The 25,284-nt window shown below is 42.8% G+C and carries 20 protein-coding genes; 8 read left to right on the top strand and 12 right to left on the bottom strand.

Going from position 1 to position 25,284, the window contains the following annotated elements; all coding sequences use genetic code 11:
• Positions 1–65: 65 nt before the first annotated feature.
• Positions 66–638, bottom strand: coding sequence for a hypothetical protein (locus MSG37_RS03805; RefSeq protein WP_248469247.1), 573 nt, complete (start codon positions 636–638; stop codon positions 66–68).
• 138 nt (positions 639–776) lie between these two features.
• Positions 777–1,607: a DUF2971 domain-containing protein gene (locus MSG37_RS03800; RefSeq protein WP_248469246.1), complete on the bottom strand. Its 831-nt coding sequence runs from the start codon at positions 1,605–1,607 to the stop codon at positions 777–779.
• A gap of 1,033 nt (positions 1,608–2,640) precedes the next feature.
• Here MSG37_RS03800 and MSG37_RS03795 point away from each other — a divergent pair.
• On the top strand, positions 2,641–3,609 hold the full coding sequence (locus MSG37_RS03795; RefSeq protein WP_248469245.1) for a dihydrodipicolinate synthase family protein: 969 nt from the start codon (positions 2,641–2,643) through the stop codon (positions 3,607–3,609).
• A 337-nt stretch (positions 3,610–3,946) separates the two neighbouring features.
• Positions 3,947–4,987, top strand: a complete 1,041-nt coding sequence (locus MSG37_RS03790; protein ID WP_248469244.1) for an AraC family transcriptional regulator — start codon at positions 3,947–3,949, stop codon at positions 4,985–4,987.
• 60 nt (positions 4,988–5,047) lie between these two features.
• Here MSG37_RS03790 and MSG37_RS03785 read toward each other — a convergent pair whose 3' ends face one another.
• From MSG37_RS03785 to MSG37_RS03770, 4 genes are all read right to left on the bottom strand, one after another.
• Positions 5,048–6,235: an SO2930 family diheme c-type cytochrome gene (locus MSG37_RS03785; protein WP_248469243.1), complete on the bottom strand. Its 1,188-nt coding sequence runs from the start codon at positions 6,233–6,235 to the stop codon at positions 5,048–5,050.
• A 105-nt stretch (positions 6,236–6,340) separates the two neighbouring features.
• On the bottom strand, positions 6,341–8,992 hold the full coding sequence (locus tag MSG37_RS03780; RefSeq protein WP_248469242.1) for a parallel beta-helix domain-containing protein: 2,652 nt from the start codon (positions 8,990–8,992) through the stop codon (positions 6,341–6,343).
• 363 nt (positions 8,993–9,355) lie between these two features.
• Positions 9,356–10,474 (bottom strand): DUF481 domain-containing protein, encoded by a 1,119-nt coding sequence (locus tag MSG37_RS03775; protein ID WP_248469241.1) that lies wholly within the window; start codon positions 10,472–10,474, stop codon positions 9,356–9,358.
• A gap of 129 nt (positions 10,475–10,603) precedes the next feature.
• Positions 10,604–11,197, bottom strand: coding sequence for an arylesterase (locus MSG37_RS03770; RefSeq protein ID WP_248469589.1), 594 nt, complete (start codon positions 11,195–11,197; stop codon positions 10,604–10,606).
• Positions 11,198–11,213: 16 nt separating this feature from the next.
• Here MSG37_RS03770 and MSG37_RS03765 point away from each other — a divergent pair, with 16 nt between their 5' ends.
• The gene (locus MSG37_RS03765; RefSeq protein ID WP_248469240.1) at positions 11,214–11,945 is read left to right on the top strand and encodes an ABC transporter ATP-binding protein; all 732 of its coding nucleotides are present in this window, start codon (positions 11,214–11,216) and stop codon (positions 11,943–11,945) included.
• A complete protein-coding gene (locus MSG37_RS03760; protein ID WP_248469239.1) occupies positions 11,936–14,389 on the top strand; it encodes an FtsX-like permease family protein in 2,454 nt (817 codons plus the stop codon). The genes MSG37_RS03765 and MSG37_RS03760 overlap by 10 nt, the downstream gene beginning before the upstream one ends.
• Positions 14,390–14,575: 186 nt before the next feature.
• Here MSG37_RS03760 and MSG37_RS03755 read toward each other — a convergent pair whose 3' ends face one another.
• Both MSG37_RS03755 and folX read right to left on the bottom strand, forming a co-directional pair.
• Entirely contained in the window at positions 14,576–15,478 is a 903-nt protein-coding gene (locus MSG37_RS03755; RefSeq protein WP_248469238.1) for a TIGR01777 family oxidoreductase, read from the bottom strand.
• A gap of 62 nt (positions 15,479–15,540) precedes the next feature.
• The gene (folX, locus tag MSG37_RS03750) at positions 15,541–15,912 is read right to left on the bottom strand and encodes a dihydroneopterin triphosphate 2'-epimerase (RefSeq protein WP_248469237.1); all 372 of its coding nucleotides are present in this window, start codon (positions 15,910–15,912) and stop codon (positions 15,541–15,543) included.
• 89 nt (positions 15,913–16,001) lie between these two features.
• Between folX and MSG37_RS03745 the strand changes: the two genes are divergently transcribed.
• Together MSG37_RS03745 and MSG37_RS03740 are read left to right on the top strand one after the other, a co-directional pair.
• On the top strand, positions 16,002–17,168 hold the full coding sequence (locus MSG37_RS03745; RefSeq protein WP_248469236.1) for an AI-2E family transporter: 1,167 nt from the start codon (positions 16,002–16,004) through the stop codon (positions 17,166–17,168).
• Positions 17,169–17,173: 5 nt separating this feature from the next.
• Complete coding sequence (locus MSG37_RS03740; RefSeq protein WP_248469235.1) at positions 17,174–18,085, top strand: class I SAM-dependent methyltransferase; 912 nt, start codon at positions 17,174–17,176, stop codon at positions 18,083–18,085.
• 901 nt (positions 18,086–18,986) lie between these two features.
• Here MSG37_RS03740 and MSG37_RS03735 read toward each other — a convergent pair.
• Complete coding sequence (locus MSG37_RS03735; RefSeq protein ID WP_248469234.1) at positions 18,987–19,451, bottom strand: hypothetical protein; 465 nt, start codon at positions 19,449–19,451, stop codon at positions 18,987–18,989.
• Between the two features lie 540 nt (positions 19,452–19,991).
• On the opposite strand from MSG37_RS03735, the gene MSG37_RS03730 reads away from it, so the two are divergent.
• A complete protein-coding gene (locus MSG37_RS03730; RefSeq protein ID WP_248469233.1) occupies positions 19,992–20,342 on the top strand; it encodes an antibiotic biosynthesis monooxygenase in 351 nt (116 codons plus the stop codon).
• 91 nt (positions 20,343–20,433) lie between these two features.
• Here the strand turns inward: MSG37_RS03730 and pta are convergent, their stop codons facing one another.
• Positions 20,434–22,581 (bottom strand): phosphate acetyltransferase, encoded by a 2,148-nt coding sequence (gene pta, locus MSG37_RS03725; RefSeq protein ID WP_248469232.1) that lies wholly within the window; start codon positions 22,579–22,581, stop codon positions 20,434–20,436.
• 104 nt (positions 22,582–22,685) lie between these two features.
• Positions 22,686–23,882: an acetate kinase gene (ackA, locus tag MSG37_RS03720; RefSeq protein WP_248469231.1), complete on the bottom strand. Its 1,197-nt coding sequence runs from the start codon at positions 23,880–23,882 to the stop codon at positions 22,686–22,688.
• A gap of 194 nt (positions 23,883–24,076) precedes the next feature.
• On the opposite strand from ackA, the gene yfbV reads away from it, so the two are divergent.
• A complete protein-coding gene (gene yfbV / locus MSG37_RS03715) occupies positions 24,077–24,520 on the top strand; it encodes a terminus macrodomain insulation protein YfbV (protein ID WP_248469230.1) in 444 nt (147 codons plus the stop codon).
• 19 nt (positions 24,521–24,539) lie between these two features.
• Here yfbV and pflA read toward each other — a convergent pair whose 3' ends face one another.
• Positions 24,540–25,280: a pyruvate formate lyase 1-activating protein gene (pflA, locus tag MSG37_RS03710; protein WP_248469229.1), complete on the bottom strand. Its 741-nt coding sequence runs from the start codon at positions 25,278–25,280 to the stop codon at positions 24,540–24,542.
• Positions 25,281–25,284 lie beyond the last annotated feature (4 nt).

The raw sequence follows: 25,284 nt of genomic DNA, 5'->3' as shown, positions 1-25,284 counted from the left end.
TAAAATGTGAAGCGAAGCGGAACCGAGCCAACTGTTAGCAGTCCCGCTTAATTTTCTTGTTATATTTACATTAACTCAATACTGCTTTTATTAATTTTCCAATTACCTGCGGCAGTACCAACGTATATTTCTTTATTATGTAAGTGACTTAAAAATACATGAAACTCGGAAGGTGAATCAGCAAGTATATGAGATATGAAAAGTGCTGCTACTTCAGCGCCATTGGGAGCATTATTTGGAATTAAAACACAGCCTTTAGTTGAGTATTCTATTGTGGATATTTCATTAGATTTACTATCATAATCAACTCGGTAATGACGACCAAACTGTGCGCCTTTATCTAAAGGTGTATTAGCTATGTAATAGACACTAATTATTCCTTCCGCCTCTCTCTTTATAGTTAAAGGAATGTATTGTGTGTCAGCACATATATATTCAGCTAAAACTTGCGCGGTTCTAGATTCAAGTGATGTAGGATTTTGATTTGGGTTATATGCAGAGAAAACTTTATATAAGTCGGAACCGTCATTAATTGATTCATTATTTGCGGTAACAAACTGTGTAGGTGTGGTTTTTGAGGTAGACGAACAACCAAAAGTAGATATGGCAATTATTGCAACTAAGAGTAAATTTTTCACCGAGCTTCCTTGTAAATATAACGCCCAATTAAGGGGGGAGCAACGCTACCACCCAAACCTAAAGCATTGTGCCATAAACACTTAATTTGAAGTAGAACCAAAAATTCCAAGCGTTGGGAATCCCTCTTAAATTGTTTGTTATATTTTTTCTGTGACGATCTCATAACAGGTTTTATCAATAGATGTTTTATAAACTTCGACATGTGGGAAATACTCTTTTGCAATCGCGAGAATAACTTTTTGCTTACTCTCTGGCATTTTACACCCGAGATAAATGCGCTCTAGAGCATCTGGTGAGTACTTATGAAGACCGCGTACACTGCTTATGAACCTGAACTCACCCTCATATTTCCATTGCAAATGCTTAAACTGCACTGGAGCAAAGTACGACTCGTCAGTGTTATTCATATAGGTAAATGGATTTACCTTATGAGTTACATCAGAATAATCAACTTTGCAGTGTCCAATTTTACTCTCTAAGTTATGACTTCTAAATGAATCCAGCAATTTTGTCGCTGAGAACTGCAAGCAGAATCCAGTAAAACTTACAGCATAATGAGCCCACATTAACATATTCTTGTAATGCTCAGGCTCTTCAGGAACGTCCAATGAAGTAGAAAATATATTCAGTTTTCCAAGTGTTTTCTCTTGTTGGCTCTGAATCAACTCTATCGCTTCGTGCATTTTCTTAACGAATAAATCAGGGTCTCTGATATAAATATCTTCAGCCATTTTCTTAGCGTGGGCTGTTGAAATTGACCGAGAACGCTCTATTTCTTTAGCACCAATATCTTTGAATGTCGCAATATTTTCCTCTTCTTTTTCCGAAACTACATATTCGAAAGATAGTTCGAATGGGTCATTCAGCGAGTCTACGTCTGAAAACCAAACGCTTTGGTCAGCTAATGCAGACAATGAGTTCTCATTAAATGATGCAAATTTGTATAACCGATCTGTTGGAAATTCCATTTAATCCTCTAAAAAATATAACAGTATATTAGGCTGAATTCCGAATAAGAACGGTCTTAATAAGAACAGATCGCCAATACTTTAATCACTCAAGACTAACAGTAAACCAGTTTTTTAACAATGAGTTACAGTATGGAAAGAACTGATTCCTTGTTCCTTTATCTGAGTGAAACAAAGAAGCTGCTACATTGCATAAAGTGCAATGTTCACAGGAAGAACAATCACTAGGCTTCGGCCTAAATGATAATTCCGAGACAGGTTTTGAAGATACATAAAGGGGGGCGGAGCGAATTAGCGACAGATACGGATAGTGAACTAGCCTTATAGCCATTGCTCCTAACCACCAGAATTATGCTTGGCTAACCGAGTGCATATACGGCTGCGGGCTTCGGTTTCAGGGATGAAACCGCAGAGCGTATAGGGATATATTCACAGCGTCTCGCAGTAGTGTCTGCACATAAGGTCGTTCCTTCACATCTGACCCATAGGGATATGGGAAATGTCATTATGATGTAGGGAACATCATTGACCATGTGATCACGACATTCGGACATCCTGTCCAGCACCCGCTGCAGGCGATTAATAGCAACGAAAGGTGCAACTCATAATTCGCTATCAGATAGCGTTACCCAAAAATTGTAATGCCCTTCATTCGAAGGCTAATCCACCTTGTTGAAAACACAACACTTGGTGTTAGATATCTCGCGTTTGAGTTAGCTTGTAGCTGAAAATGAAACCACTTTAGTGGTTGAAACATTAGTAGGGTCGCTACTGATAATCCTAAAAGTTGTGCATCGAAAGGGAAGCCATTAGCAGTTGAGCTACAGGTAAGGGAGCATTATTTAACAGCAGCATTTAATGACACAACCTATGTGCATGTGTTTTAGTATTGCAGCAGAACTTCCAGTTTCACAGATGGTTTGTTACCAATAAGGCCGAGGTTTGCCAAAAGGGGTTTAACTTACGCAGTTTGTTTGGTATATTTTATACAATTAACTTTGTGTAATGTAATTTTTAATAAAAAGGTAACATGATGGAAGCAAATAACACAGATTGGCGCTATACGGTTATGCCGGCGGTGTTTACATGGCTAAAAGAGTCAGGATCCGGTGCCCTTGAAATAGATCTTGAAGCTACACAGAAATACGCTGCAGATATTTTGCAAGTTCAAGGTAAGGGCGGAAGTCGAATGGGCGGCCTTGTTGGCTCTGGCACGTTAGGCGAGAATAGCTACCTAAGCTCTGATCAGCGTCTTGTTTTACTTAAAGCTCTTTCTGATGTTGCTAAACAATATAATGTTCCATTGATCAGTGGCGCTGCGGCTGAAACTAAAGAAGAGCTTGCCACTATTGTTACAGAACTTGCGGCAGTTGGAGTGGATACCGTAATGGTGATGCCACCAAAAACGAAGCAAGCACCTTCTGATGAAGAAATGTATGCCTACTATGAGCTTTCTGCAATCGCAGCAAAAGAAGCTGGCATAACCATTATGCCTTATAACAACCCTGATGCAGCCGGATATCATGCGCTTTCAACTGATATACTGAGAAGACTTGCAGCTCTTCCTGAAGTCACGGCTCTGAAAATATCAACCACAGATGTGTCAACTATTGAAACGCTGATGTTAGAGAACAAAGAGTTAAAAATTCTAGCAGGTGTTGACACTGTCACTGTTCATGCAGGACTTGCTGGCGCATGTGGTGGCATTACCGGAGTGGGTTGTATATTCCCAAAAGCCAGTGTTTCTATGCAAGAGTACGTTAATAATGGTGAATGGGCTGAGGCAAACAAAATTTCTCAGGCGATGAACTCTATCTCATACCTTGATGCGCAGCCGCTGCTTATGGAATATCTTAAGTTTGCTTTTGGTATTCACCATAATGATGCTGATGGCGGTCTTCGCACTCTTGGTAAGCAGCTAACTCAAGAGCAAAAAGATGATGTCCGTGCAAGATATCTTCTAGCGAAAGAAAGACTTGCAGTTATAGGCTTAGCTGAATAATCCTTGAAAACCTTCAAAGATGAAAGCTCCGTTTTTACGGGGCTTTTTGTTTTTGCTTTATTAAATAATTTAATCAGCTAACTATTGTTTTCAGCGAATTCATTGCACATGTGATTATGATATTTGGACTTTTATCCCAGCGTCCTAACACCTGTAGCAGGCAATCGAGAAACGTTGAATTAGTAAGCACACAGGTTTGTCTGTAGCGAACATAAAAATTACAACTAAGCTTCATATTGAAGGCCTAGATATTTTTAAGTTTAAATTAATAAAAGGCTATTAATTCTTATTTAGATCCGCTAAAAATATTATTACCGTTCATCAGTTATCGAGTGCAATGCAACAGATCTGCAGCTACAAACCCAATATGCGAGTAGGGGATCAGTCGTATCCTGCCTATGAACTCAAAAACTTAATCAATTATCTAGCCGATAACTTTAAGGAGGAGCATGTTGAGCAGCTGTATGCCAACATTGGCTTAGACAACGCTGTGCTTAGGTCGAGTGAATTTGTTTATGTGTGGCAAGTTGATTACGCCATGAGTTTTATCCGCAGATTAAGCCAAGATCCTGAAATTGCAGCTAAAGCCGCAAGTCGCTATAAAGTGGTCGAATTAGATGTGTTGCAGCCTTATTTAGCTAAGTTTAATACTTTAGGTGATTGCTTACAGTTTGCCATTGCTCACCCTGAACTGGTTGGCAGCTTTTCAGATACCCTGATTAGAAATGATTTAGGCCGTTTGCATGTGCGCTGGCTCAATACTAATAAAGTTGAGCTTGAGCGCTATAGCTGTCAATTTCAGCACAGCATTTGCTCGTTGTTGGCCTTTGCTAAAGAGTTAACGGCACAGCCGATACAATTAAGTCATATTGCGTTAGCAGAGCCCTGTAGAGACGCCAGTTTCTTAGCGATTAAAACCGGCGCTGAAGTTGAGTTTGACGCTGAGTTCTTTGAGTGGTCGATTGCCCATGAGTACCTCGAGTTGCCACTGACTTACCAGTTTGAGCAACAATTTAATCAACAGCAGCTAGATGTAGAGTCATCCTATATATCTGATCTACTTAAAATTTTACGTCAACAAGCACCAGATTTACCTTGTATGGACGCGATGGCAGATCTGCAAAATATTAGTGCAAGAACCTTAAGGCGTAAGTTGGCGGCGGCTAATACCAGCTATCAAAAGCTGGTGGATCAAGTTCGCTGCCAAATGGCTATCGATTTGATTTTAACTAGCGATTACTCGATAGATGAAATATCTGACTTAATGGGCTTTGGCGAAGTGAGCCATTTTCGCCAAAGCTTCAAACATTGGATTGGTCATCCCCCCGGGCATTTTCATCGCTTAAATCGGCCATTAGTGACTGAGTCATCGTGTTAGGTTTTATCTCATTGAGTGTTAGTGGTTGTATTAGGTCGGCTCAATTTATATTTAAGTGGTTCATTGCTGGCAATTTGCTAGCTCTGTGGGCATTTCATCTATCCACTGCTTGATAAGTGCAACCGCGTCCGTATGGGCGATTGAACGGCCAACGGGTGGCATTCTGTCTTTGGGCTGGTTTAGCTCTTGCCTATACACCAATATCGAGTGCTCACCGTCACCGGGAATAATATCGTAAGATAATCCGCGCTCGCCGCCATCCCAGCCTGGAGGCTGTTTACAGATCCCGTATTCAAAGCTGGTGTGGTCCACATAAAAGCCTAGCCTTAATCCCGATATGCTGGCAAAGCCTTGCGGGTTATGGCAATGAGCGCAGTTAACATCTAAATAGCCTTTGGCTCTTGCGGTAAGCGGCGCTGACTCATCGAAAATATCGTATGTTTTTCCAACCTCGCTAAGCTGCGGCAGACCTTGCAATAACCCTTGTTGTTGCCAAAGTTGTAGTTGATTAATTTGCGCCCCTTGATAAGTGATGGTTCGATTAAGCAGATGCGCTTTTAAGCCAATAGGCTCAATTTTACTGCTATCGCTGCTGGTTTGATGACAAAGCTTACATTCGGCGCGGCTAGGGACGTGGTAAGCAAAGCTCTGACTCTGACCTTTATGGTTAAGTGTATGAGCAATATCTTTACCGGCAACTTGCAGTATGGCTTCGCCGTCTTGCCAAAGGTAGGGCAGCGTTGTCCAGCCAGTCTCTCTATGAATTAATAGCCGAGTTTCGATTAACACTTCGTTATTGGCGCCACTAACTTGAGTATCAAATGGTAACGAAAAGGTTTTTACTAAAACCGTGCCGACTGGCATATCAAAAGTAGAAGTTGGATCAAATTCGATGCTTTTACCTGTGGGTACAAAGATAAAACGGTGCTTATTGGCATAGTTTGAAAATAGCTCGGTTGCCAGTTGGTAACTTAACCCCGGTGATACTGCTGAGCTGGTGGGAATACTTGGGTCGACAAACAAACCGTACTGCGACAGTGACTCGCAATCTTGCTCCATCAAGGCATTCCAGTTTACTTCTGTAGTGGTGGCGTTGCAGCTAGATGAGGGATCGGGTGTTGGCTCAGGAGTTGGTTCAGGAGCAGGATCTGGCACACTAACATCAGCAGGTGCTTGTTCATCTGAGCCGCCACAGCCCGTGGTTAATAGAAATAGAGCCATGATGATGAGTGAAATCGGTATGCGCATAAATAGCTCTCCATTTATTGGAGTTATTGCGGTTGAAAAAGGCCGACATTTGCCGGCCTTTGCTTTTGTGTATCGCTATTGGTATAGCTTTAAGTAAGTGAGTTGCTAGTTTGAGCAGCTTGCTTCTGGTAAACGCTTAATCCACTCGTTGATAAGCACGACCCCTTCAGCGTGTGACAAGCTGCGGCCAATTTCAGGCATTCTGTCACCCGGATCATTCGATTCCATTCTAAAGTGCAAAATAGACTCTTCAGGTTTACCCGGCACGATATCGAAACCTAATGCGCCGCCACCATATGCCACAGGAGACTTACAGGTACCGTGAGACAAACCTGCATCTTCTGCATAGGAGCGCCAATATTCGAGCTTCAAACCGGTATTAGAGGCGTTCCCCTCTGGGCGATGACAATGGGCACAGTTGATATCTAGATATCCCTTGGCAGCATCCATTAGTGCGACATCAGAAAGTTGGCTAACTGTTGCTTCATCACCGTCATTGTATGCCGGAACTGTATCTATACTGGTTACATCTGGAACACCTTGTAAAATCCCAGCCGCTTGCCATTTAAGTAGCTGATTCATGCTGCCATCGCTATAGGCGTAATCTTTATTAAGATGGCGCGCTTTAGGGCCAATAGGCACAAACTTAGCAGGGCTGTCGGCATCAGGTTTGTACTGGTGACACTGTTTACACTGGTTCATGCTAGGCACAACATAATCAAAGCTCATGTCGGTGCCATTGTGCTTCACACTCTTACCTTGAATCGCACCGGCTTTTGCAAGCACCGCATCTGACTTTTCTGCGTTCCATACGTAAGGCAGCGCCGTCCAGCCGGTTTCACGGTGAATAAGCAAGCGAGTTTCAATCAGATCCTCATTCGCCAGACCACGTTTGCTGGTGTCCATTGGTAGCGCGAACGATTTAACGATGACGGTACCGACAGGGAAGTCCATTGACTCAGTGGCTGAGTAATCAGCTTTAGTGCCTTCAGGTACAAATACATAGCGGTATTTACTCGAGTAGTCAGTAAATAACGGCGTATTTAAATCATAAGGCAGTCCACCTGAATGGGGGGCATTGGTTGGGTCTTTCATGTCTGCAAATAGGTTGTAGTCAGATAGGTTAGGGCAGTTGGCTTTGAGTAGTGCGTCCCATGAAGCATTTGAGCCCTCAGCGACACAAAGACTTAAATCACCATCGCCTTCTAGTCCACCTTCTCCTTCACCAATGCTGCCACCGCCGCCAACGAGATTACCGCCGTCACAGCCTGCGGTGTCGTCATCAACGCCGCAACCAAAGATTTGATCGCCAAAGGTTACCGTATGCACTGGTAAACTGACTTGTTGGCAGTTCATTATGTCAGTTTGGCTATCTTCAAATAGAAACTCTGGACTGTTGGTGTCGGTATTGTCATTTGCATATAAGCGGCCAAATGATACATCGCCGTTATCTGATGCACACACATTGTCACTGCCGTCAGCTGCAAATGGCAGTTCTTGCAGACCTAAGTAAGCGGCGGTGCCGTTATTGGAAAGCAGTTCACCTAGGCCGTCGTATAGCACGCCGGGAAACTTGCCATGGGTAAACAGATAGCCTTTGATAATGTCATCAATAAGATAACCATTTGGCTTTTGACCGAAACCTTCAATTTTATTGCCATGCAGATAGATATTGCGCGGTGTAGGGCGCCAACCATCTTCAATCGGCTGACCCGGTTGGCCATAATTGGCCACAAATGCAGAAATATCTGGCTCGGCAATAAAGAAGCTCGAAATAGTTACGCCCATGGTGTCGTGGTTGGTAATTTCATTATTAAAGATCTCCACATCGTCGGTAGACAGGATAATCATACCTGTGCCCGGCGGTACAATGTGTACACCAGCTGGGTTAGCTGACGCATTCGCAAAGTTTTTAGTATTGTTATCATAGACTTTGTTATTAAATATACGCACGCTTGAGCCGTATCTATGGTTACCAATAGGTAAGTCAAATACTAAAATACCACCCGTGTTACCCATGGCTTCGTTGTCATAGACGTCGGCATATTTTGAGTTTTCAATCTCAATACCGGCGACGTTTTCTTTGGCGATATTGCGGCGCACAACAATATATTGTGATTGACCGACATAAATACCGGCATCGGCACTACCGCGTACATATGTGTCTTCAATCAGAATGTTTTCACACTCAACAGGGTAAAGACCGTAGGCGCCGTTATCCTCATCAAGTTCACCTTCCCACACTGTGGCTAAGCGGCGCAGGATAATACCGTTGGTGTTTTTAAGCTTAATACCGTTGTTTTTGGCTTCGTTGACAGACAGATCTTGAATAATGATATTGAGGGCATTTTGCACAAAAATACCATCGCCTGAGTTAGCGTTTGAAAAGTCGAGTACGGTTTCTTCCATGCCGTATCCCATAATAGTGACGTTTTTAGCAAAGCTGCCGTCACCGTCAACATCACCATCAAACAATAAGGTCGACTCTATTTCAAAGGTACCTTTTGGCAGCACTAATACGTCACCACTTTGGGCGTTAATAAGCGCTTCTTGGATTCTGGTGGTGAGGTTTTCGCCATCTTCAATCATGATGGCACCTTCAGGAAAGGTGGGGCCTGGTTCAGGAGTTGGGGTCACGACTTCTGTGTTTTCATCTACTGTGGCATCGTCATCGTCTGATGAACAAGCGCCTAAGCTTATTGCCACTGCAGTGGCGATGATTGTGGGCATCAGCCATGAAGGTTTTTTGTTGAGCATAGCGTCTCCAAAATTATTGTTATTATGCATTTCCTAGATTGCACTGACGTACAAGATAAACAATGTGAAATGTGGACAACATTTTATTAACAACCTGATGCGATTAGAGATAATGCTATGAATTAAACAGCGTTGATATGTTTAACTATTGAAAATTTTAGTAAACATAAGCTAATTCAAACGCTTGTATGGATATGCATTCCTACGTAAAAATCCGCATTTTTTAGAGGCAGTGAGTCGGTATAAGTCTGATTTATGCAATTAGCTGCTGAATTGGGATATAAAAAATCCCTACCTTTTGGGGGCAGGGATTTTCTTAAAAGTGAGTAATAAGCGGCTGCTTATTAACTTCTAATGTGTGTTTTAAATATCGATACCAAAACCGATAATAAACTGATAATCATCTTGTTTTGGAATAAATCCACTGGCATCAGCTTGTGGGTTGTTGATGTGATCCCAAACAACGGATAGATCTAAATCAAACATGCTAGTCAGTTCAATTTCTAAGGTCGCAATAGCATGGTGAGTATAACCACCAGAGACTTCGTTACCGTATTGCACTCGGTACAAGGTGTTGAAGTCGATATCGCTGGTGATTTCAGTGTCGTAAACGGTTTCAACAACAATAGCTGTACTGCCGTCATCTTTTGCTTCACCGGCTTTTACTTCATCGAAACGAGTGTAAGTGTAAGCTGGACCACCACTTATACTCCATTCTGTTTTTGAGTTATCAATGATGTTATAACCCAAACCCGAACCTAAGGTTGCACGGTATTCAATGTTAGAGAATGGATCTTTATACACTTCAGCAAAAATAGGTCGAACATAGAACTGCTTTGAGATAAACCAGTCAAAGTTTGAGTTGATACGGTGGTTGTTAATACGGCTTTCACCGTCTGTCTTAGAGTAGTTACCGATATAGTCTAAGTTAAAGCGTGACTCGGTAGTTCGACGAGCTGTTTTTGCTAGGGCGCTATAATCGATTTGGTCGGTATTACCACTGCGGAAGTTAACACCTAAGGTGATCTTGCTTGACCAGTAGTTTGCTTCTGACTGATCGCCGGCAATAATCGTCATAATATCGGCGTTATCAAACTCTTCACCGTTAAGGTAAGACTTACCGTTTTCTACCAAAAGGCGGCCGGTTTTAGTGCTTAGATCGGTAAAACCAATGCTGACTAAACGGCTAGTTTGCAATACTTTTACGTCTTCCCAATCGATAAATACCGTATCTAGCTCATCACTATCAAACTCTAACTTATCGTCATAAAGGTTGATAATTTCACCTTTTAAAAGCTCAAGCGATGTCAGCTGCAACCAGTCGTATTTAGCGTCAACTGGCGGATACAGTTGTTCCGGCGTCATTGTTTGTTCTTGAGTGATAGTCTGTGGAGTGGTGCTCTCTGCTGATACGGCAGAAGTTGAGTAAACGGCCGCAAGGCAGCTCGCAGCAATAAGTGTATAGCGCATTTGGTATTCCATTAAGCATTCCCTGAATAATCTATAACATAAGGTTGATTTTATATTGGGCTTATCAACTCTGAACAAGATATAAATTTGTGTTTCAAGGTTTATCTAGTAAAAAACAGGTGCAATGATTTAGCTCGCAGATTATAAAGCCTGCTCAAACCATGGCAACATAAACTCAGCAATTATTATCTGCGCCTTTTGATTTGGGTGGATGCCATCTCTTTGCATTAACGAGCTGTCGGTGATAATTTGCTCCATAAAAAACGGCATTAGCGTCACTTCATGTTCTTCAGCAAGTTCTTTATATACGGTATTTATTTGTGAGGCGTAGCGAGGGCCATAATTTGGCGGCACCATTATTTCACTAAGAAGGACTTTTACCTCTTGTGTTTTAGCCAGCTCAATTATTTTTGTAAGATTGTTTTTCAATTGCTTAGGTGGAAAACCACGTAAGCCGTCGTTACCACCAAGCTCAATAAGCAAGATTTTTGGCTGTGAGGATTCAAGCAGGGCGGGCAGTCGACGCAATCCGCCCGCAGAGGTCTCGCCGCTAACCGAACCATTAATTATTGTGCTATTTGGCATTTTCTCACGTAGTAGTTGTACCCAGCCTTGGTTTTCTGGCATGCCATAACTTGCACTTAGGCTATCACCTAGGATTAATATAGGGGAAGCACTCAGCCCAAAACTGCTGAAAACCAATAATAAGACCAAACCGCTGAGTCGGTTTTTTATGTTGAAGAAGGATCCTATGTCTGAAAATAGCGCCATAACCGTAAGCCACCTAGTAAAGTCAGTTAATACCCAAGAGGGAGAACTGACTATCCTCAACGGCATTAATATGGATGTCAAGCAGGGAGAGAGTGTGGCGATCCTCGGGCCATCTGGTTCGGGTAAGTCCACTTTGTTAGGTTTATTAGCTGCTCTAGATTCGCCAAGCAGTGGTTCTATTAAACTTGATGGAGTGGCGTTAGAAAATCTTAATGAAGAATCTAAGGCATCGCTTAGAAAACAGAAAGTCAGCTTTATTTTCCAGTCGTTCATGTTGGTCGACACGCTGAATGCTTTAGAAAACGTTATGTTGCCGGCAGAACTAGCGGGGGTAGTAAAGGCCAAAGAAAAAGCCCAGGCCATGCTCGAACGGGTTGGACTTAGCCACAGATTAAGTCATTTTCCTAATCAGCTATCTGGTGGTGAGCAGCAGCGCGTTGCCATTGCAAGAGCCTTTATTTGTGAACCTAAAGTGCTATTTGCTGATGAGCCAACCGGTAACTTAGATTCAGCAAACAGCGACAAGATTGCCGATATGTTGTTTGAGCTTAATCGAGAAAGTGACACTACCTTAGTGTTGGTTACCCACGATATGGAACTTGCGAGCCGCTGCCAACGCCAATTTATTATGGACTCAGGCTCCTTGAGCGAGAAAGTTAACAGCGCTGAACTGCAGCCAGAACAAGCAGAAGAGGCGAGCGCATGGAGCTGAGTTTAGCGTGGCGACTATTTAAAAGGGAGTTGTCTCAAGGGCAGCTTGTACTCATTATATTGGCAATTACTTTAGCAGTGTTGTCGGTAACCGGGCTTGCAAGTGTCAGTGAGCGTTTGCAGTTGGCAATTAACGGTCAAGCATCCAAGTTTATTGCCGCAGACAGAATTATTGACTCGCCAGATCAGATTGATCCTAAGGTGCTGACACTCGCCGATGACATTGGCTTATCTCGTGTTAGCAGTATGCAGTTTAACTCGATGCTTTACGCCGGTGATGCGTTTCAGCTGGTTACTGTGCGCGCGGTTGAGCAAGGTTATCCACTAAAAGGTGATATTGAGCTTAGCACTGGTAAAGCTGATGGCTTACCACAAGCTGATAATATCTGGTTTGAGACTCGCTTAGGCGGGTTGTTAGGTTATCCACAGCAGATTGAACTCGGTAATGCCAAGTTTGCACTCTCGAAAGAGATCATTCGTTTGCCGGATGCGGGCTTTAACCCATTTGCCTCATCGCCAGTTGTGTTAATGCGCATTGAAGATGTGGCTAAAACCCAAGTCATTCAACCGGGCAGCCGGGTAACATACCGTTATCAGTTTGCTGGCGATGCGACCGCGCTTAAAGACTTCGAAGTACAGGCTAAACCGTTATTGAACACCAGTCAGCGCTGGGTAGATGTGCAATCTGGTGACTCGCCGATTGCTGAAGCGGTTAAACGCGCAGAGCGTTTCTTATTGTTAGCAAGTTTATTGGGTATTGCGCTTGCTTGTGCTGCAATTGGTATTGCGGCGCAGCGTTATTGCCAGCGTCATTATGACGTGGTCGCCATGCTGAAAACCTTTGGCGCGTCAGCGAAACAGATAAGAGTATTGTTTGGTACCCACTTATTGCTAGTGACTGCGGTGGGCGTTGCTTTAGGTTTAATTGGTGGCTTTGGCCTTGATAGAGCGATTACCGCATTTTTACCTGCAGAAATTGCTGCTTATACACCGCCTATTATGCGCCCCGTAATGCTAGGTTTAGGCACGGGTTTTATTAGCGCGTTTATGTTCTCGGCTTATCCTTTGATGCGTTTGTTAGCGATCCCACCACTTAGGGTGTTGCAGCGGCAGCTTGAAGGTTTGCAATTGGGCATGTGGTTGCACCTCGTTTTAAGCTTAAGTGCTATGGCGGTTTTGGGTTATCTTTACTCTCAAAGTTTGGCTCTTACCTTAACAGTGGTTGCTGCTGTGTTATTGCTGGGCGTATTGTTAAGTGTTCTTGGCTTCTTTATGATCCGACTTGGCCACAGTGTGGGCATGAAAACCACCAATCCATTGCAGTTAGCATTGGCGGGGCTTAGACGTCGCGCTAAACAAAATGCGGTGCAGCTAGTTGGTTTTAGTAGTGCATTGGTATTGCTTTTGACCATTTTTGCACTGCGCCAGGACTTACTCAATGAGTGGCAAAAACAGTTACCTGAAAACTCACCTAATTACTTTTTAGTTAACATTGCCCCGGAAGAAACTCAGCCTATTAGTGACTTTTTAGCGCCAGAGCTTAAGTCTGCACCGATTATTTATCCGGTAATTAGAGGCCGTTTAACGGCTATTAATGATGAAGTGCTGATTTCACGCGATCAAAAACAAGACGGTATTGAGGGACGAGTGGGTATTTCACGTGAGTTAAATCTGACTTATCGTGACACTATGCCGCCTAATAACGAGCTTCTAGAGGGCCAGTTTAACCAAGATAAGTACGATGTCTCGGTAGAGTCGGGTGTGGCTGAAAGATTAGATTTATCCCTTGGCGATACGCTTACTTACACTATTGATAATCAAGAATTAACGGTGAAGGTTGCCAGTATTCGCGCAGTGCACTGGGAAACTCTGCAGCCTAATTTCTTTATGATCTTTACTCAAGAAGCATTAGCGCCTTTTGCTTATACTTCGATGTCGAGTTTTCACCTCGATGACTCTCAGCGTGGGGTTATTTTAGATCTTATCAAGCAATTCCCTACGGTATCGATTATTGATGTTGGTGCTATGGTAAGTCAGCTAAGGCAGATCATTGACCAAGTGTCTTTATCTTTATCGTTAGTTTTGGTGTTGGTGCTACTTGCCAGTGCGCTAGTGATGATCGCCCAAACAGAGGCGGGCATGGCAACCAGACAACGTGAGTTAGCTGTGCTGCGTACCTTCGGCGCCTCAGGTTGGCTGCTTCGTGCTGCGACCGGACTTGAATTTGCGCTACTTGGTACCATTGCCGGCATCTTGGCGGTAATTGTTGCTGAGTTTACCCTTTACCTGCTTAAAACACAGGTATTTGAACTTAATGTTTATATGCATTGGCCATGGTGGGGCATAGCGCCATTATGTGGAGGTTTAGTGGTTGCAACCTTGGGGATTTGGCGTTGTAGGCAGCTACTTAATAAGTCTTGTGGTGAGTTATTAAAAGGCCACTAGTGGCTTGCTCAATACAGGCTTAAGAGCGTTAATTACCAGGATATTGTAATGGCTTTAAGCCAGGTTAAGCATCCGAATAAGTAAAAGCAAAAAAGGATAACTCATGTGGTTATCCTTTTTGTTTAACGCTTAAGCTGTCATCTCAATGTTAGCCAAAGTGTTTGCGAAAGTGTTTTGCGATTATGCCTAGGCTAATATTTGTGTTAATGCGTCATCTAACTCTGTGTATTGAAACTCAAAGCCTGCAGCCAATGCATGCTTTGGCGTTACATATTGTCCTTCAATTAAGAGTGTCGACATTTCACCGAGTGCTAGCTTTAAACCAAAGGCGGGAGCTGGGATACAAGCAGGGCGGTTAACAGCCTTTCCTAACGCTTTAGTGAAACTCTTATTACTGACTGGATTTGGCGCTGTACCGTTAAACACGCCCTTACAGCTGTTGTTCTCGGTGAGATGAACCAGTAGACGCACCATATCGGTTTGATGGATCCAACTCATGCCTTGCTGACCATCGGCGATGGGTCCGCCTAAACCTAGTTTAAATGCTGGGAGCATTTTAGCTAGCGCACCGCCTTGCTTACCCAATACTAAGCCTATTCGCACAATACAAACACGAGTTTGCTCACTTTGCGCCTTTAGCGCTTCATCTTCCCAGCGTTTGCAAACTTGGTGGGCAAACTCTGCCTGAGTGTGTTGATTAACCTCAAAGCTTTCATCTATGGGTTGTAGTTTTTGATCACCGTAATAACCAATTGCAGATCCGCTAATAAAGCTATGCGGTGGGGTATCACTTTGCTTTATGAGTTCGGTAAGCTTGGCTGTTATTGTCCAGCGGCTCTGACAAATAGCTTGCTTTTGGCTATCGCTCCAGCGTTTTCCGGCAATGGGTTCTCCGGCTAAATTGATAATGGCGTCAAAATCATTCAGGTCGCTAAGAGAGCTTAATGTGCCTAAATACTGATGTTGGCTACCTAGTTTGTTGGCCGAGCGTTGTGGATCTCGGCTAAGAATGGTTAATTGGTGCTGCTTTAAGGCGCTAACTAATTGGGTACCAATAAATCCGCTTGCGCCAGTTAGTAAAATTTTCATAGGCTTAATCTCAGATTCTATAGCGTTAATTATATATTTATCAGTACGCTAGATTGGTAATATTAGATCTCTTGCTTTTGATAGCATAGCTCTAGTGATACTGAATCGGCAAAACGTAATGCATGGGGTTTATCAATTTCAACCTTGGCAAAATCAACCCAAGTATGCTCGCTAGCAATATCTAACACTTGGCTGGTAAGGTTTTCTAGTAAAGAAAAGCGGTTGTTTTCAACTAAAGCAATGATCTTTTTCGTAATCGTGCGATAATTCAAAGCATCATCCATATTGTCACTGTTTCTGGCTTTATCTGCGCAGTAATGAATTACAGTGTTAATGGTGACATCTTGCTTATTTTGAATTTCGTCCTCTTTAATGCCAATGTAGGTACGTAATCTTAGGTTCTTAATGCGGATCACGGCGATTTCTGGTTTCATAAAAAACGATGTCCCTGTTGTAGTTCATGTTAGAAGCAGTTTGTATAACCCTATCAATATTATAGTGAATCAAGAAGGACTTTATTGTAATGACTCGATTCGAGAATCAAGGCGTGGCGTTTAAAGGTTTTGCCATATCAGCATTTATTGTGGTGATTTTGGCAGGCATTAAAGCGGCAAGCCCGATTGTGGTGCCGTTTGTATTATCAGTATTTATTGCGGTGATCTGTAATCCGATGATCAGTTGGATGACACGTCATCGTACACCACGCGGTTTAGCTGTACTGCTGTTGATGGTGTTTATTGTGTTACTGGGCTTGTGGTTAGCCTCTGTTGTTGGCACTTCAATTAATGAATTCTCCAAGCAGTTACCTTTTTATCGTGACCAATTAATCGATCAGTTCTCTTGGATTGTTGAAAAGCTAGCGGCGTTTAATATTCAAATTTCCAAAGAACAGATTTTGGCTTATTTCGACCCAGGTGTTGCGCTGTCGATGACAACAAATATGTTGTCAGGTGTAGGTAGTGTGATGGCTAACCTGTTTTTGATTATTTTGACCGTGGTATTCATGTTGTTTGAGTCGAACGGTTTTTCAACCAAAATGCATTTAGCCCTTGACGATCCTGATATGCGTTTAAAGCAGGTGGACCGTTTCTTACATTCTGTAAACCAGTACATGGTGATAAAGACATTAGTCAGTTTAGCAACGGGCTTAATCATTGGTGTTGGTTTGTACTTTATTGGTGTTGATTACGCATTGTTATGGGGCGTGATTGCGTTTTTGTTTAACTATATTCCCAATATCGGTTCTATCATTGCTGCTATTCCATCGGTGCTATTGGCCTTTATTCAATTAGGCCCTGGGGCCGCTGGTGGGGTGGCATTACTTTATCTTGGTACCAATACGGTCATGGGCAACGCCGTTGAGCCGAGATACATGGGTAAAGGTTTAGGTTTATCGACATTGGTGGTGTTCCTGTCGTTAATTTTCTGGGGCTGGTTATTAGGCTCTGTGGGCATGTTGTTATCTGTACCTTTGACCATGATTGTGAAAATCGCTCTTGAGTCTAGCTCTGGTGGACGTTGGTTGGCGGTGCTGCTAGGTGATGATGTGTCTGAGGAGCAATTACAAGAAGCCAAAGTTAGCGCGACGACAGCATTACAGAATACATCGCCAGTGCAGTCTGATGTAGAGCAATCTGCAGCAGCGAGCGAGCAGCAAGACAGTAATCAGTTAAGAAATAGTGAAAAGTGAGTTTGATGCAGTTATTTATTGAAGCAGTAAAACAAGTAGAGTTTCCTGAAGATGTTACGCGTTTATTTCACGGGCGAGGCGGGCGTTTCGCTGGTTGTGAACACTTATGTTTGGATTGGTTTTCGCCAGTATTGCTATTAACCAGCTTTAAAGGCTTAGAGCCAAGTGAGCTTGAGACGTTGTGCACGGCAATAGAACAACGCTGGCAAGCCGTTAAGGGGAATGAGCCATTAAACTTAGTGTTTCAATATCGCCGCGGTGGTGAGACTCATACTGAAATTATCAGAGGTGAAGTGCCTGAAAAACATATCGTCACAGAAAATGGCGCGTGTTTTCAGGTGCACTTAATGCGTGGCCAAAACCATGGCTTGTTTTTGGATATGGCAAATGGTCGCCAGTGGGTGCGTGAAAATAGCGCTCATAAAAAAGTGCTTAACCTTTTTGCTTATACCTGTGGTTTCTCGGTGGCAGCGCTGCAAGGGAAAGCCGATGAAGTGGTTAACATTGATATGAGCAAAGGTGCGTTATCAATTGGTAAGCAAAACCACATTCTCAATGACTTTAAATCTGGCGCGCGTTTTTTAGGTCATGATATTTTTAAATCATGGGGCAAGTTAACGAAGCTTGGGCCTTATGAGGTAATCGTTGCCGATCCGCCAAGTAATCAAAAGGGCAGTTTTGTGGCGACCAAAGATTATGCTCGATTACTAAAACGTTTGCCTGAGTTATTAACCGATGATGGTGATATGTTGCTGTGCCTTAATGCGCCAGAATTGAGTATTGATTTCTTAATGCAGCAGGTTGAGGAGTTCAGTCCAAGTCTGGTTTTCTGTGAGCAACTGGCAAACCCTGCAGTATTTGAAGATATTGACCCAAATAAGGCGCTTAAGGTGCTTAGGTACCGTAAACGCGTATAGTGTTTGTTGTGGGTTAACCGTTAAATTGACTAGGCCAAACTTTATGTTTGGCCTTTTTTATTGGTGAAAATAAGTTATTGCGATCAAGAGTTTATTAACAGTGTTTAGAACACCAGATATAGATACCTTGGTTTATATCATTTAACTAATTGGTATAAGTTTCGAGATTATGCTCTGGCAGCTAGAGCATGGTAGCTAGCTTTAGGCAATTCGGCTTAGTTCCTTAGCAGCATAAGCTTGAGTTCAGAGGTTTGAGTTTAGAGATTTGGGGTTAGTGTTTAGATCTATAGATTTGGATAACGAGCCTATCCATGTAGACGTGGGGAATTTATCTGTTTGAGATAGGAGTTGTATATTTATTGGGCGCTAAAAGATGTTTTTTAAGTGCTAAACCGAATTAGAAAGTGAAAGTCTTTCAGTTTTTAAAACGGTTTTATGGGGTTTTAGTTGGTTTTGTGACTCTTTTTGCGTTTTTGGTGTATTTATTCTGAAAGTTTTCTGTAAGTCGGTGGCTTTGGCTGTTATACTCGTCAGTAAGAACGATGCATAGTTGGCATGTTTTTAAAAAAGGCTAAATGTCACGATATCGATGGCATGCCTTTGTACCCTACACCTTAATCAAAGATCCGGAGTCGTTATGGAAATTCAGGAATATGAAGGCGCATATTATCAACTACAAGATGAGATGTTAGAGTCTCTACCAGTTGAAATGGATGAAGAAGCGTTTTTAGATTAAGGAAAATCGCTAATAGCTCAATGATGTTGAGTTAAAAGACAAAATAGCAACCCAAGGGTTGCTATTTTTTGTTTGGAAAACCTATCAATAATAAAGAATGTAGGTCTGCTAACTAACGTATTTAGTTAGGGCAAGGCAAGGCAAGGCTAGACTAGACTAGACAAACTATCCATTTACTTGGCGCTTTTCAGGCACAATCTCGACAATAATCCAATTTCCCTTGTATTTGTTCAGCCTTAAGGTGCGGTCATCGACCCAGTGTTGGCCATTTCGTAAACCTTTAATCTTAACTATAACGGTAACGTCATCGGTAAATTTACGAAAGAAGTCGATATCGACTTCATCAACTTCCAATTCAACATCTGTCATTGAAAGGTTAAGCATATTACGCTGGACTGAGGCTGCAATATAGTAATGGCTTAAAATTTCTTGAAGGGGTTCGTTAACAAATAATTTTGCCTTATTGACGCTTCTTTCATTATAAACGGCTTCTAAGAAGCCTAAAGAGGTTAACTCTGGTGAACGAAGGGAAGGTTTAGCCGATATTGATGCATCATCGTCAACTTGCTCTGAGGGGCTGCAAGCTGTGAGTCCTAAGATAATAATGCTAACTAGGATGCGTTTAATCATATTCTAATTGATTAGGAGTTTGTTGCAGTATCACCATTATCAGTGGTTAACGCAACAAAATAAGCCTTAGATCTTATCTAAAGCTTGACCTAGCAAAGGATCTGAGGCATATCTGTATGAATGACTTATAAAGGTTATCCACAGAATCTGTGGATAAGCATGTTGAATACTATTTTTAACATACATAAGTCGCTAATTATTAAGAGTTAAAATGGCTGGTTATTTTTTGACTCATCTTTGTTTCGCCTAAATTTTCTTGTCTATTCTCCCCATTAAATAACGTTTACTTAGCCAAAGCAGCGATCCTTCGATCGATTTAATTGGTTACTTCAATAAGCAAACTCCTAAAACTTACGCAATACATAAAGTGGACCTGCTCTCACCATAATCACTGTTTAGAACCCTAACTGGCTAGATTGTTACTAATACACTGATTATTGCAGTGGTAAATGGAGCTTAAACCTGTTTGGTGTATAGGTTGTTTTTTATCAATAAAGTCATCTATTATCGGCTGAAGTGTATAAATATAAGGAAGTTAGTATGTCTAGTCGGGTGTATGTTTTAGCTCAATTCAAGCCAAAAGCAGGGAAAGAACAAGAATTATTTGAGGTATTGAAAGCGTTAGAGCCAGATTCATATCGAGAAGAGGGCTGTATTCAATATATGCTAACACGCCAGATTGATCATCCGAGTGCGACACGTAATGAGTATCCTATTGTGTTTAATGAGATCTGGCAAAATGCTGAAGCCTGGGCTGCTCACGGCAACCGTCAGCAAATTAAAAACTTTTTTGAAACTCAAGTGCAAGCTGAAACAGGCTTAGTGGAGGATGCAATCGTTACCGCTTACAGTGATGAAGGGCACCATTACGATAGTCCGATTTACAAATAATCCTGCCGATTAATGTTTATAAACAGATTTAAAAGCAAAAAGCCTGCAAATGCAGGCTTTTTCATTAAGTGGTTAAAACAAACTGCACAAATTATGCTTGTTCGTTTTGAGCCGCTTGAATCGCTGTTAGCGCGATGGTGTAAACGATATCGTCAACTAGGGCACCACGTGATAGATCGTTTACTGGCTTACGCATACCTTGCAGCATTGGGCCAATAGAGATCAAGTCAGCACTACGTTGTACCGCTTTGTACGTTGTATTACCTGTGTTTAGATCTGGGAATACGAATACAGTTGCTTGACCAGCAACAGGGCTGTTAGGTGCTTTAGAGCGTGCTACGTTTGGCATTACCGCTGCATCATACTGTAGAGGACCGTCGATCATTAGATCTGGACGTTTCTCTTTAGCGATACGAGTTGCTTCACGTACTTTATCAACATCAGAACCAGTACCTGAACTACCAGTAGAGTAACTGATCATTGCAACGCGTGGCTCAATACCGAATGCAATTGCAGATTCTGCTGATTGGATTGCGATATCTGCTAACTGCTCTGCATTTGGATCTGGGTTAATCGCACAGTCACCGTAGATGTATACTTGATCAGGCATAAGCATGAAGAAGATAGACGATACTAGGCTAGAGCCTGGTGCAGTTTTGATTAACTGTAGTGGTGGACGAATAGTGTTAGCTGTGGTGTTTACCGCGCCAGATACGATACCGTCAACTTCACCTTGAGCAAGCATCATAGTACCTAGTACCATGTTGTCTTCTAATTGCTCTTTAGCAACAACTTCAGTTAGGCCTTTACCGCGACGTAGTTCAAGCATAGCTTCAACATAACGGCTGCGTGATGCTTCTGGATCAACGATTTCTACGCCGTCACCTAATACAACGCCTTGTTGGCTAGCAATACGTTCGATCTCTTCGCGGTTACCTAAAAGCACACAACGAGCGATACCACGTTCAGCACAAATTGCTGCTGCTTCGATTGTTCTTGGCTCATCACCTTCAGGTAGTACAACTGTCTTACGTGCAGCACGAGCAAGTTCAGTTAGCTTGTAACGGAATGCTGGTGGCGATAGACGGTGTTCACGTGGAGAATTCTTAGTGATGCTCTCAACCCAGTTTTGGTCGATATGGCTTGCAACGTATTCTTGAACTTGTTCAATACGTACAGCGTCATCTACAGGCACTTCGTGGTCAAAACGCTGGATGTTTAGCGCTGTCTGCCAAGTGTTAGTATCGATTAGGAATACTGGTAGGCCAGTTTCGAAAGCTTGTTCACAAAGCTCCATGATTTGTGGCTCTGGCTCGTAGCCGCCAGTTAGCAACAAGGCGCCAACTTTTACGCCGTTCATAGAAGCTAAACATGCAGATACGATAACGTCTGAGCGATCGCCTGAAGTCACTAGTAGTGAGTCAGTTTTAATATGGGTAACCATATTTGGGATGCTGCGCGCACAGAATGTTACTTTACGCATACGACGAGTATTCATCTCGCCAGCGTTAATAATTTTTGCACTTAAGTGCTTAGCTAGATCTGATGCACGTGGTGCAACTAGGTCTAGATTGTAAGGTACGCTACCTAAAATACGTAGTGGGCTCTTACCTGGAAGTTGGAACATGCTCGCTGCGTCTGGACGCGGCATTTCGTCATGGTCAAATACTTCTGATAGGTCAGGGCGTGCGCGACCTTCGTCATCAACTGGCGCACCAATTTTGTTGATAATGGCACCAATTAGACGCTTGTTGTCAGAACCACCCCAAGAATTATGAGAGATCTCTAGACGGTTCATTAGCGCTGTAGGGCTTTCGTTACCTGGTGTAGCAACAAAAATAATGTCTGCATCAAGCGCTTTGGCGATTGCATGGTTAACATCGCTAGAGAAAGGATGGTTACGAGTTTGCACCAAACCTTCAACGATCAAAGTTTCAGTATCATCAGCACATTCTGTTGCGCGAGCAATAATTTGCTCCATTAATACGTCAGTTTGGTCTGCACGGATTAGCTTTTCTGCATGTTCCATCTCGAATGGCTCAAGCGGATTCACGGTTGGAGACTTGCTCAAAATTGTCGTTGAGCGCTCTGGACCGGTATCGTTTGGACGTTGCTGAGCGATTGGTTTGAAAAAGCGAACTTTAACGCCGTGGCGTTCTAGTGCACGCACCATACCTAGGCTGATCGAAGTTAAACCAACTCCTGTACCAACTGGAATGAGCATAATGTTACGAGACATAATGACCTCTTGAAACTGAAAATGTCATACAAAGTATGACTGAAAACTAACTTGCGCTAATAGCAGCTAATACAAAGTATTAGCTGCTGAAAGGGTTTACTTAGTTACTTGATTAGTTCGATTGCGTCTTGCGCAATAACCCACTCTTCGTTAGTTGGGATAACCATAGCAACAGTACCTTCATCAGTCGTGATCTTACCGCCGTTACCGAAACGAGCAGCAGCATTACGCTCTTTATCAACGTTGAAGTTGAAGATAGCTAGAGAGTTAAGTACTTTCTCACGGATTAGGTCAGAGTTCTCACCGATACCACCTGTGAACACTACTGCGTCAAGACGCTCTAGTGGCACAGTGTAAGAAGCGATGTACTTAGCTAGACGGTAGCAGAAGATTTCTAGTGCTAGTGTCGCGCCTTTGTGACCTTGCTCGAAACCTTCTTCGATGCCACGGCAATCGTTAGTTAGTTCAGAAATACCTAGCAGACCACTTTGCTTGTTAAGTACTGATTCAACTTCGTCTAGTGTGTAACCTAAACGGTTAACTAGGTGGAAGATAACTGAAGGGTCTAGGTCACCACAACGTGTACCCATTACCAAACCTTCTAGTGGAGTCAGACCCATAGAAGTATCAACACTCTTACCGCCTTTAATAGCAGTTACAGATGCGCCGTTACCTAAGTGAGCACAAATGATGTTTGTGTCAGCTTCGTCTTTACCTAGTGCAGCAGCAGCTTCGCGGCTGATGAATAGGTGGCTAGTACCGTGCATGCCGTAACGACGGATAGCGTTTTCGCGGTATAGCTTGTATGGAAGCGCGTAAATGTACGCTTTTTCAGGCATAGTTTGGTGGAACGCAGTGTCAAATACAGCTACTTGTGGAAGTGCTGGGAAAGACGCTTGCGCTGCACGAATACCGATTAGGTGAGCAGGGTTGTGAAGTGGTGCTAAAGTTGCACAGTCTTCAATACCTTGGATAACTGTTTCGTCAATGATTACTGAGCGAGTGAATTTCTCACCGCCGTGTACAACACGGTGACCAATTGCTTGGATCTCAGCAGCGATTTCTGGGTGAGCACCTAGAATGTCGTTAACAATGTATTCAACAGCTTCTCTGTGAGCAGTGAACGCACCTAGGCTAGCTTCACTTTTCTGGCCGTTAACTTTCCATTTGATTCTTGAATCTTCAAGACCAAAACACTCAGCTAGACCTGAAATTTGGTCATCGCCAGTTAGCGCATCAATAACTGCAAACTTTAGAGATGAACTACCACAGTTAAGTACCAGTACCAGTTTGTTTGACATGTTTAAACCTTTTGCAATAAATAGTGGATCCGTTTGATCCACCCAGTAACAAAACTTCTATGGCAACTATAGCCGAAGTCGTAAAGTATGCTCTTTAAAAGAGCAAAATTTGTGTCATACCCAGCGCGATGAATTAGGGGCGACTGAGTGTTTATGCTAAAATTAGGCTGAATTATTATTTATAGGTGCCATCATTGAGCATTCAAGTTCTTAAAACCTTAGGTGAAGGTCGTCGTTATATGAAGACTTGGCCTATGGTTCGTCAACTCAGTTTTTATTTTCCTGAGTATCGGGTCATGCGAGCCACTAAACTTGCGCTGCCGTTAATGCCCTTGTTGGCCATATTAGCGGCAGCGAGTCAGTTATACTTGCATGGCTGGAGTTACTTACCCCAAGCGATAACAATCGCGTTATTCTTTATTAGCTTGCCCATTCAAGGCTTACTTTGGTTAGGATGGCGTTCTCGCCACCCTTTACCTTTATCTTTGCTCGACTGGGGGAATCAGTTATCTGCAAAGTTAATCCAAATGGGGGTTAACTGCCGCCCACTAGGTGCTAAAGCGTGTTACTTCGATATGGCGCTAATTTTAAAAGCGGCATTTGAACGTTTAGATGCCAGCTATTGGGAAGAGCTTTAGCGCTTCACGGCTAACGCAGTTAGTAAACTGCGTTAATATCCATATCGGTAAAGACTTTCTTAATCTGTTCCATGGTCTCTCTGCTTGGTGGAGAAATACTGTTTAGTTCGTATTTCTCACCCATGGCTTCCCACTTATGTTTGCCTAGCTCGTGATAAGGGAGTAACTCAACCTTTTCCACGTTAGTCATAGGTTTAATAAATTCTGCTAACCCTTGCGCTGATGGTATGTCGTCGGTATAGCCACCAACGACCACATAGCGGATCCAGGTTTTTTGCCCACGCTTGTGCAGGTATTCTGCAAACTGTAGCGTGCGCTGGTTGCTGACATTGGTTAGATCGATATGCTTTGCATCATCAATCTGTTTGATATCTAGCATCACCAAATCTGTGTTATCGAGTAACTCATCGATAATAGGTGTGTGTTTGCGAACAAAACCGTTAGTATCAAGACAGGTATGAATACCTTCTTTTTTACAGGCTTTGAATAGCTCAGCCACGAACTCAGCTTGTAAAATTGCTTCACCGCCGCTTGCGGTCACACCACCGCCACTGGCTTCAAGAAAAGGTCGATAACTAATGATTTGACTCATTAAGTCATCGATTTTCATTTCCTTACCATCGTGTAAGTCCCAAGTGTCGCGGTTATGGCAGTATAGGCAGCGCATTAAGCAGCCTTGCATAAAGGTGATAAACCGAATGCCGGGGCCATCTACTGTTCCAAAAGATTCAATTGAATGAATCCGACCGATTACTGCCATTTAA

It is taken from the genome of Shewanella sp. 1CM18E, from assembly GCF_023161665.1.
Classification (GTDB): domain Bacteria; phylum Pseudomonadota; class Gammaproteobacteria; order Enterobacterales; family Shewanellaceae; genus Shewanella.
The sequence above is the reverse complement of the archived record's forward strand: the minus strand, read 5'-3'. Positions and strand labels throughout refer to the sequence as shown.